The following is a 7,380-nucleotide window of genomic DNA, read 5'->3' as shown; positions in this document are numbered from 1 at the left end:
GCCGCTGGTGTTCTTCGACATGACCGTGCATCTGGAGACGGGTCAGGCGCACCAGACCGCGCGGCAACTGTCGGAGACGTTCAAGGAGGCCCTACACGCCGGACAGCCCCAGCCCAGCCCGGAACACCCCCGCCCCTACGTGATGATGGTGGCGCTCATCCCGCTGGGGGAGGGGCCTTGATCATGACCGTGAGGAGGGCGCTCACTTCGCGGTGAGTGGCGGCTTCACTCGCAGGCGACGCCGTCCCCGTCCCGGTCCAGGGCCGAGCTGTACCCGGGCTGCCCCCGCCGCAGGGGCGTCACACCCGCTCGTCGAAATCCGAGGTCTCCCGTTTCAGCGTCTCCATCACGTCTCGGTACGCCTGGCCCGGAGCGCGGTAAGACTGGTTGCGGGCGTCCTACAGGAAAAAGCTCGACACCGACTCCGGCACCTCCCACATCACGAAGGTGCCCCGGTCCAGGCGCAGCAGAAGTGGCATCTCAGGCATCCTGGAGGGCTTGGGTGCAAGCAATCCTGGCAAGCGCGACGTTGCGGGGAGCGCCGGCATGGCTCCGGGCTGCACCTCACCCACCAGCCCCACCCAGGGTGACGGGAAGCGACCCTCCTGCCGGGTGCGCCGCCCCACCGGGACCGCTCGCCCCGCGTCCCACGCACTGGCCCGGGGACCCGCCGTCTGCTCCCGGACTTCGCTGCCCGCGACCCGGTCGCCCGGAGGTGACGGCCCCGGTGGCCTGGCGCCACGGGGTCATTCCGCGGGGGCCGGGCAGGCCTGCGGGTACCGGCGGTCGTCCGCCGCGAGGTACAGGCGGATCATGCCCTCATCGTAGGCGAACCAGCGCGCGACGGCGGCGTAACAGGGACGAATCCGGCCCGAGAGCTTGGCGAACCCCCCCGGGGTATAGGCCACGCAATCCACCCAGGTGACGTTCGGGAAGCGGGGCCGCGTCGCGCTGAGGCACGCCAGGGCCGTGCGCGCCGGGTCTTCCCCCGGGCGCAGGGTGAACCGCACGGTGAGGTCAGTGCGGGAGGTGCTGGAGCGTTCGATCTGGCGGCCCTCGGGCGTCCACGTGGCATGAGCCGTCCCGAGCAGGGCGAGGGTCAGGGCAAGACAAGGCCTCATGCCGGCAGGGTAAACGTGCTGGCAGAGCAGCGGTGGTCCTGTCGTCGAAGGGAGGGCGAGTCCAGGCTGTCAGCCTTGAGACGACCATCTCGGAGTGGAGCGGGCCCTGGGCAGGGTGGGCGCTTCGAGCTGCACGGTAGCTGCACGGTGCACGCCGCTCACTTCGCGGCGAGCCGGGACACCCTGACTTCGGGCGGACGCGGCGGCCAGACTCCTCAGAACGGAATCAGCAGGTTCAGCAGTCGCCGCAGCTCGTCGGGGGAGTCGTCCGCCGTGCGGGTGGCGGCGCGGGCGGCGAGCACCCGGAACTCCGCCTCGGAGGGGAGCGCTGAAGCCTCCACGGTCAACGTGTGGGGAGACCACCCGGGGTCGCTTCCGCATTCCAGGCGCACGTCCTCCGGGCCGTAGCAGCGCCCAGGCTCCAGCTCGAAGCGGGCCCGCCACACCCCCTCGGGCGCCAGGACGATGAAGAGGAAGGAAGAGAGCGTCACTGCCCCTATTCTGCGCTCTCGAACGTGAACAGCGCGAGTACGGCGGGGAAATATTCTGTGACTCAACACCATCTGGCGCCCCTCAACCACCCTCCGGCCCCGGCTGCGTCTGGTGTCGTGTTTCTCGCAACGGGAAAAGCGGCAGGGGCAGGGCCGGATTTGCCCCTCCCACGCCCCTCCCTGAGACGATGTCCCGGTGGGCACCCTCTTCGCACTGCTCTTTCTCACCGCCGCCATTGACGGCACGGTCACGTTCGTCAAGGTCTTGCGCAAGAACGCCCGCAAAGGGCGAGCGCGAGACCTGCCCTCTGCGGCCCGGCCACCCGTCTCGCCACGGGTCACCGCTCCGGCCCCCTCCCTGGGCCGCGCCACGCCTTCCCGCGACGCCTCTCCCGAACTGACCGCCGAGGTCCACGCCCGCGTCCACGAGCAGGCCAGGGAAACGCCGCCGGCTCCCCACGCGGAGGTGCCCGACCACCTGCCCGTGACGGTCAAGCCGTGGTCCTTCTCCCGCAGCGAGCCTTCTACCTTGAGTTGATGGCCTCTTTGAAGGGCACGGGGTACCTCGTCTTTCCCAACGTGCGGCTCAACGACCTCTTTCTGATTTCAAGGGCGGCCCAGAACCGGCAGAGCGTGCTCGGGCGGCTGCGCGACAAGCACGTGGACTTCCTGATCCTGGAGGAGCGCGACTTCAAACCCGTCCTCGCCATCGAACTCGACGGCGCTTCCCACGACACCGAGCGGCAGCGTTACCGCGACGAGGTGAAGAACACCGCCTTCCGCTCGGCGGGGTTGCGGCTGCTGCGCTTCGACGCCCGGCAGACCCACAGCGCGAGGAGCCTCCAGGCGGACCTCGCCCACCATCTGCCCCTGCTCCAGGTGGGGTGACGCGCGGGCGGTGGATCCTCCTGGCCCAACCCAGGCCCTGGGCTCCCCGAGGCTGAAGCCACCTCCTGGACCACTGCGGAAGACGGATGGTTCGCAAAAAGAGGCGTGACCCCGGCGGCCGTTCTGAGCGACCGCACGTGTCGCGGCGCGGTGACGCTTCCTCCGCCCGTCCCCGGCGAGGCATGCACCTCCAGCCCTAGGCTCGGCGCCCACCGAACGTGAAGGGTCGTGCCTTGTTTTTTGCGAACCGCTGTTTCTCCCAGGTCCGTCGTTGAGGTCAGGCCCGGTCGGTCGCCGAAAGGTGAGGAAGCGGGGACAAGTGCTCGACCTGGCCCGCAACCGTGCATCCTCCCGGCCCGTTCAGTCCGCGGGCTTCACCGGCAGCGGCTCGTAGACCCGCTTGCTGCTGCCGTTGCTGAAATTCACGGTCGCCGTCACGTTGATGCTGGTATAGACCCGGTTTGACCGGGCACGCACGTTGAGCGGCAGGGTGAAGATTAGTTGGTCCCCGTCCTGCCGGAATTTCGTGACCGGGCCCGTGCTGGGCGGCCAGGTGTCCACGCTGTCGAGTGTCAGCTTCCCGGCCCGACCCCCCTCCCGGTACTCCAGCTCGTATCGGAACACGGCGCTCACGGGCTGCGCCCCGTTCGGGAGCGTCTCGATCACCAGGTCGCACAGGTGGGCTTGTCCCGCCACCAACCCGGTTCGCACCGCGCCGCTCGCCGCATCCCGGCAGGTCGTGAAGTACCACTTCGTAAACTTCGGTGCCCCGCTCGCACGTCCGGTGGACGGGGTGAGGGTGATGCCTGAGGGCTGGGTACTGGCGGTCGTCGCCGCGCCGCACGCCCGCACCTGCGACCAGGCGGTCGAGAAGCCGCCCGCCGGGAAGGTGTACGTCAGGGCCTGCCCACCCGAGGCCCGGTTGACCCGGATGACCAGTCGCTTGCCCGCGTTCAGGCCGTTCACGATCCGGCGGACCGCTGCGCTGTGAATGGCGACGGCCTTCGTGTTCACGTCCTGGCTCGCGTTCACGACGGAGGTGAGTTCGCTGCCGGACAGCACGATGGGGGCATCGTCCCCCAGCCGCATGGTCACGGCGGGCATCCGGTCGAGGGAGGCGTCCTCCTCACTCAGCAGGTCATTTTTGGTGTTCAGGCCGACCCAGAGGTCCGGCTTGTCGCCGTTGGCGCACCGAACCGTAAAGAATGTCCCGCTGGTGCTGTCGTTGACCTCGTACAGAGCAATGAAGCTGGTGTTGATGTCCGTGATGGGGTCTTTGCTGTACGAGTAGTACGTCTGCGTCCCCGGCACGCGCTCGACAGCGTGAGCAGTCGTCAGGGTGAACGCGGCAGCGAGGAACAAGCTGACATTCGCAAGGGCACGGCGAGGTCTCACACGGACACTGTATGTGCCGGTGACCTCGGCGTGGACGAATCTGCGGCAACGCGACCAGCGCACTGAGCACGCGGCAGATGTCCAACCTGCCGCGTCCTCTGGGTACGGAAGATCAGGAGGCCCGCATGGCCCTTGATCGGGAACTCAAAAGGACAAGACAGGCCGCGGGGCGCCCCCGGCGGCTGGTCAGGCTGTGGTGCTGAACCCCTCCCTCGAACCCAGCGAAAGGCGGGGCCGAATCAACGGCCCCGCCCTGGAGTTCGATTTGTCATGGCCGCGTGGGAACGAAATGCCTACGCTGAGGGGCAACGATGTCAACGGTCGCCGTAGTCCAGGGACGCACCGCCCAGCACGGGCATGGCGCGCCGTCCCGCCGCGACCTCCACGCGAACCTGCCGAACCTGCTCCACGCGGGGCGGAGGGAGCGGGGTCGGCTTGGGCTGGGGGGTGGGACGTGTCATCGGTCGCCGTAGTCCCGCGAGCCGTCCGTCGCCACCACCCGGCGGTCCCCGTAGTCGCGGGAACCCGCCGAGGCAACCGAGAGCGCCGGAATCAACACCGCCATGCACACCAACAGGGCCTTTTTCAACATGAGGGCAGTCTAATGAAGGATCTGTTTAGGAACGGAAAGTGCGACCATGACGCCTCCTGACGCCGAGGCCGCCTTCCGGGCCGGGCTCTATCCCGCCGTGGTCAGCCTGCTGGACGGGCAGGCGAGGAGCGCGCGCGAGTACGCACTGCTTGGAATCGCCCTGCTGCGCACCGGGCAACTGGTCGAAGCGGAGGGGCCTCTGCACCGCGCCGCGATCCTCGGGGACGAGGAGGGCACCGTCGAGTACGGCAACCTGCTGCGGTTGTGCGGCCGTCACGAGGAGGCCTGCGCCCACTTCCAGGCCGCCCTGCCCCAGCTCCGGGGCGTGGAATTGAACCTGCGCGCCCTGCGCTGGTGGGGGGTCTCGGCCTTCGAGCTGGGTCACGTCGAGGAGGGTCTGAAAAAGGTCGAGCGCGCCTGGCACGGGTACGTCGCCCTCGGGAATGACGAACTCACCGCCCGCGTCACGCTGGCCCTCGCGCAGATGCACACCGTCCTGGGCCAGTTCGCCCGGGCGGGGCTCCTCCTGCGCGAGGCGATCCACGCCCTCCCCGCCGCGCCTGACCCCGCCCCGCGCCTGAGTGCCCTCAAGAACCTGCTCGACCTGCAAGTCAAGGCCGGGGACTTCGGGGGGGCCCAGGCCACCTTGAACGAGGCGGGGGCGCTGCTGGTCCCCGGGCAGACGCCCCGCGTGGAGGCGCACCTGCGGTCCAGTGAGGCCGAGCTGTACCGGCTGACCGGCCAGTACCGCCGCTATGCCCAGACGCTGGAAGCCCTGTCCCCGCTCGCCGAGGCGTTGGGGGACCACCGCCTGCGGCTGTGGGTGACCTCCCGCCTGGCCGAGCACCAGAGCCTGATGAACCTGCACGGGCAGGCGCTGGAGACCTTGCACGGCTTCGGGCTCCCTGCCGAGGAGTGGCCCGCTGAGCTGTGGGCGACGGACGGGGTACTGCGCCGCCGCCGGGGCGACCCCCTGTCCGCCGCCGACCGCCTCAAGATCGCGGCCGGGCTGTTGCGCCAGGCGAACGCCACGCCCCAGCTCGTCCGGGTGCTGCTGCACCTCGCGGCGTGCGAGCTGCGTCTGGGGCGGGAAGCGGACGCGGCGCGCTCGCTCTCGGAGGCCCTCACCGCCATGCTGCGCCTGAGGCAGCTCCACGAGTTCAAGCCGGACGTGGAAGAACTCTCGGAGTTGATGCACCACGCCCTGTTGGAACCCGACCTGGCGCCGTACCTCGAACCGCTGCTCGACCGACTGGCCCACCTCGCGGGGACCCCCCGATTGACGGAGGACGGGGCGATGCGCCTGCACGTGACGACGCTGGGGCGGGTGGCCGTGACCCGGGACGGCGAGGAGGTGCGCTTCGCCTACCCCAACAGTCCCTTGCTCCTGACCTACCTGACGCTGCACCCCGGGCGGACGCGGGCCCAGATGCAGTTAGAACTGTTTCCCGACAAGGATGACCAGACGGGCAGCAGCTACCTCCGGCAGTGCATCTGGGACCTGCGCGACAAGCTCGGGGCCGAGGTGGTGGGGTGCAGCGGGCCGCACCGGGCGCCGGTGTATCGCCTCGGGCCGGGCGTGCAGGTGGAGCTGGACGTCACGCACCTGCTGGCGACCGTGAGGGACGGGGAGGCCGCCCGGGCAGTGGCGCTCTACCGGGGAGAGTTCCTGCCCGGGGTCGAGGAGAGTGACTGGGTGCGGCAGAAGCGAGAGGAAGCGCTGCTCGCGCTGACCATCGAGCTGCGCCGCCAGATGACGCGGGCGCGCGAGCGGGGGGACTGGCGGCGGGTGGTGTTGTTTGCCAACCAGGTCCTCAAGGTAGACCCCCTCGATACGGAGGTTTTACAGGAGCGCGTCCGGGCCGCGCAGAAGGTGGACGCCCCGGCGCACGAGTTGGCGCGGTACGTCTCCGAATTGCACCGCGTCTACCACTGAGGTCAGGAAGCACCTGCCCATAGGCGTGTAGCTCCTCTACCCATAAAGGCGAGAGAGCGCTCTGAAGAGATCAACCTCACCTCCCAGCCTCCACTGGTACAACCGCACCCGGCTTCACCCTGCCCTGGGCCATGCCTATCTCTGAAATGGGCCGTATAGGACAGCGAGGTCCCATCACACCGCCCGAAGGTCTTCCTGAGGCTGTACTTCCACTAAAAGGGGCTGAGACAAGATGCGATACTGGTGGCGAATTGGCGGTCAGGCGAAAAGGGCGGCGAGCCTTGAGGTGCGCGTCGTCTCTCGCGGCACTCCACCGAACCACGCCCCGATGCGCTGCACGTTGATCGCGGCGGCGACGCACACCTCGTGCAGCGCCGTCTTGCGCTGCCCTCGATAGCGCGTGCGGGCTGCGCCGCACGCGCGGACCCCCTGTGAGAGGGTGCCTTCGATCCCTGCCCGGCGCTGGTAGTTCCGCTGCCACTCGGGCGTTTTCTGCTCTTCACGTTGCGCTTTGCGCGCTTCGTACAGGGGCCGGGGTAAAACGCTGACGTTCCGGGGATCACCGACGGCGTTCCGAGTACAGCGTGCCCGAACCGGGCACGCCCGGCAGTCCCCCCGACGAAAGCGGGCATGAAAGATGTGGGGCTCGCCCGGCTTGTTCCGTTCCCGCCACGGTCTGGACTCGTGGCCCTGTGGACACGTGACCGTGTGGCGCTTCCAGTTCACCTGAAAGTCGTTCGTGGTGAACGCGTCTGGAACACTACCTTGCCAATTCGGCGTGTGACGGATCGGCCCGACGACCCTGATCCCCGAACGCCGAGGTTCAACCACTAGGGTCTGTCTGGCTGAAATTTCAGAGCCAGAGGAGGATGCAAGCGACGTGGACACCGGCTAAAAACTGGTGTCCGCGCTTCTCGTATCGGGTGGCGATGGCCCGAAAATCCTTGAGCCGATTGA

At 68.6% G+C, this 7,380-nt stretch carries 10 protein-coding genes and 3 pseudogenes; 4 read left to right on the top strand and 9 right to left on the bottom strand.

The genetic code is table 11. The features are described from left to right. On the top strand, positions 1–181 hold a 181-nt coding region (locus tag A7B18_RS22185), incomplete at its 5' end, for a hypothetical protein (RefSeq protein ID WP_219722167.1). A 44-nt stretch (positions 182–225) separates the two neighbouring features. Here the strand turns inward: A7B18_RS22185 and A7B18_RS22770 are convergent. The 4 genes and pseudogenes from A7B18_RS22770 to A7B18_RS20685 form a co-directional block, all read right to left on the bottom strand. Then, a pseudogene (locus A7B18_RS22770) lies at positions 226–306 on the bottom strand (excalibur calcium-binding domain-containing protein); the annotation flags it as partial. After that, positions 300–353: pseudogene (locus A7B18_RS22765) on the bottom strand (hypothetical protein); the annotation flags it as partial. The pseudogenes A7B18_RS22770 and A7B18_RS22765, both read right to left, overlap by 7 nt. A 393-nt stretch (positions 354–746) precedes the next feature. Beyond that, the gene (locus tag A7B18_RS20690) at positions 747–1,121 is read right to left on the bottom strand and encodes a hypothetical protein (RefSeq protein WP_102128558.1); all 375 of its coding nucleotides are present in this window, start codon (positions 1,119–1,121) and stop codon (positions 747–749) included. A 215-nt stretch (positions 1,122–1,336) separates the two neighbouring features. Then, a complete protein-coding gene (locus A7B18_RS20685) occupies positions 1,337–1,612 on the bottom strand; it encodes a hypothetical protein (RefSeq protein WP_102128557.1) in 276 nt (91 codons plus the stop codon). Positions 1,613–1,808: 196 nt separating this feature from the next. Between A7B18_RS20685 and A7B18_RS20680 the strand changes: the two genes are divergently transcribed. Both A7B18_RS20680 and A7B18_RS20675 read left to right on the top strand, forming a co-directional pair. Then, entirely contained in the window at positions 1,809–2,150 is a 342-nt protein-coding gene (locus A7B18_RS20680) for a hypothetical protein (RefSeq protein WP_102128556.1), read from the top strand. Next, positions 2,150–2,500 (top strand): DUF2726 domain-containing protein, encoded by a 351-nt coding sequence (locus A7B18_RS20675; protein WP_102128555.1) that lies wholly within the window; start codon positions 2,150–2,152, stop codon positions 2,498–2,500. The genes A7B18_RS20680 and A7B18_RS20675 overlap by 1 nt, the downstream gene beginning before the upstream one ends. A 360-nt stretch (positions 2,501–2,860) precedes the next feature. Here the strand turns inward: A7B18_RS20675 and A7B18_RS20670 are convergent, their stop codons facing one another. The 3 genes from A7B18_RS20670 to A7B18_RS22950 all read right to left on the bottom strand — a co-directional run bounded on the left by A7B18_RS20670 (position 2,861) and on the right by A7B18_RS22950 (position 4,487). Next, positions 2,861–3,862: a hypothetical protein gene (locus A7B18_RS20670; protein ID WP_245872998.1), complete on the bottom strand. Its 1,002-nt coding sequence runs from the start codon at positions 3,860–3,862 to the stop codon at positions 2,861–2,863. Between the two features lie 347 nt (positions 3,863–4,209). Next, positions 4,210–4,356 (bottom strand): hypothetical protein, encoded by a 147-nt coding sequence (locus tag A7B18_RS22180; RefSeq protein ID WP_180970285.1) that lies wholly within the window; start codon positions 4,354–4,356, stop codon positions 4,210–4,212. After that, positions 4,353–4,487, bottom strand: coding sequence for a hypothetical protein (locus A7B18_RS22950; protein ID WP_281260180.1), 135 nt, complete (start codon positions 4,485–4,487; stop codon positions 4,353–4,355). Before A7B18_RS22950 ends, A7B18_RS22180 begins: the two co-directional genes overlap by 4 nt. A 46-nt stretch (positions 4,488–4,533) precedes the next feature. On the opposite strand from A7B18_RS22950, the gene A7B18_RS20665 reads away from it, so the two are divergent. Then, a complete protein-coding gene (locus A7B18_RS20665) occupies positions 4,534–6,423 on the top strand; it encodes an AfsR/SARP family transcriptional regulator (protein ID WP_102128553.1) in 1,890 nt (629 codons plus the stop codon). A gap of 258 nt (positions 6,424–6,681) precedes the next feature. Here the strand turns inward: A7B18_RS20665 and A7B18_RS23145 are convergent, their stop codons facing one another. Together A7B18_RS23145 and A7B18_RS20655 are read right to left on the bottom strand one after the other, a co-directional pair. Next, a complete protein-coding gene (locus A7B18_RS23145; protein ID WP_180970284.1) occupies positions 6,682–7,149 on the bottom strand; it encodes a transposase in 468 nt (155 codons plus the stop codon). A 127-nt stretch (positions 7,150–7,276) separates the two neighbouring features. Further along, positions 7,277–7,380: pseudogene (locus tag A7B18_RS20655) on the bottom strand (IS5-like element ISDge16 family transposase); the annotation flags it as partial.

Origin of the sequence: Deinococcus planocerae (genome assembly GCF_002869765.1) — a bacterium.
Lineage (GTDB): Bacteria > Deinococcota > Deinococci > Deinococcales > Deinococcaceae > Deinococcus > Deinococcus planocerae.
Note: the sequence above shows the minus strand (reverse complement) of the source record. Positions and strands in the feature narration are given on the sequence as shown.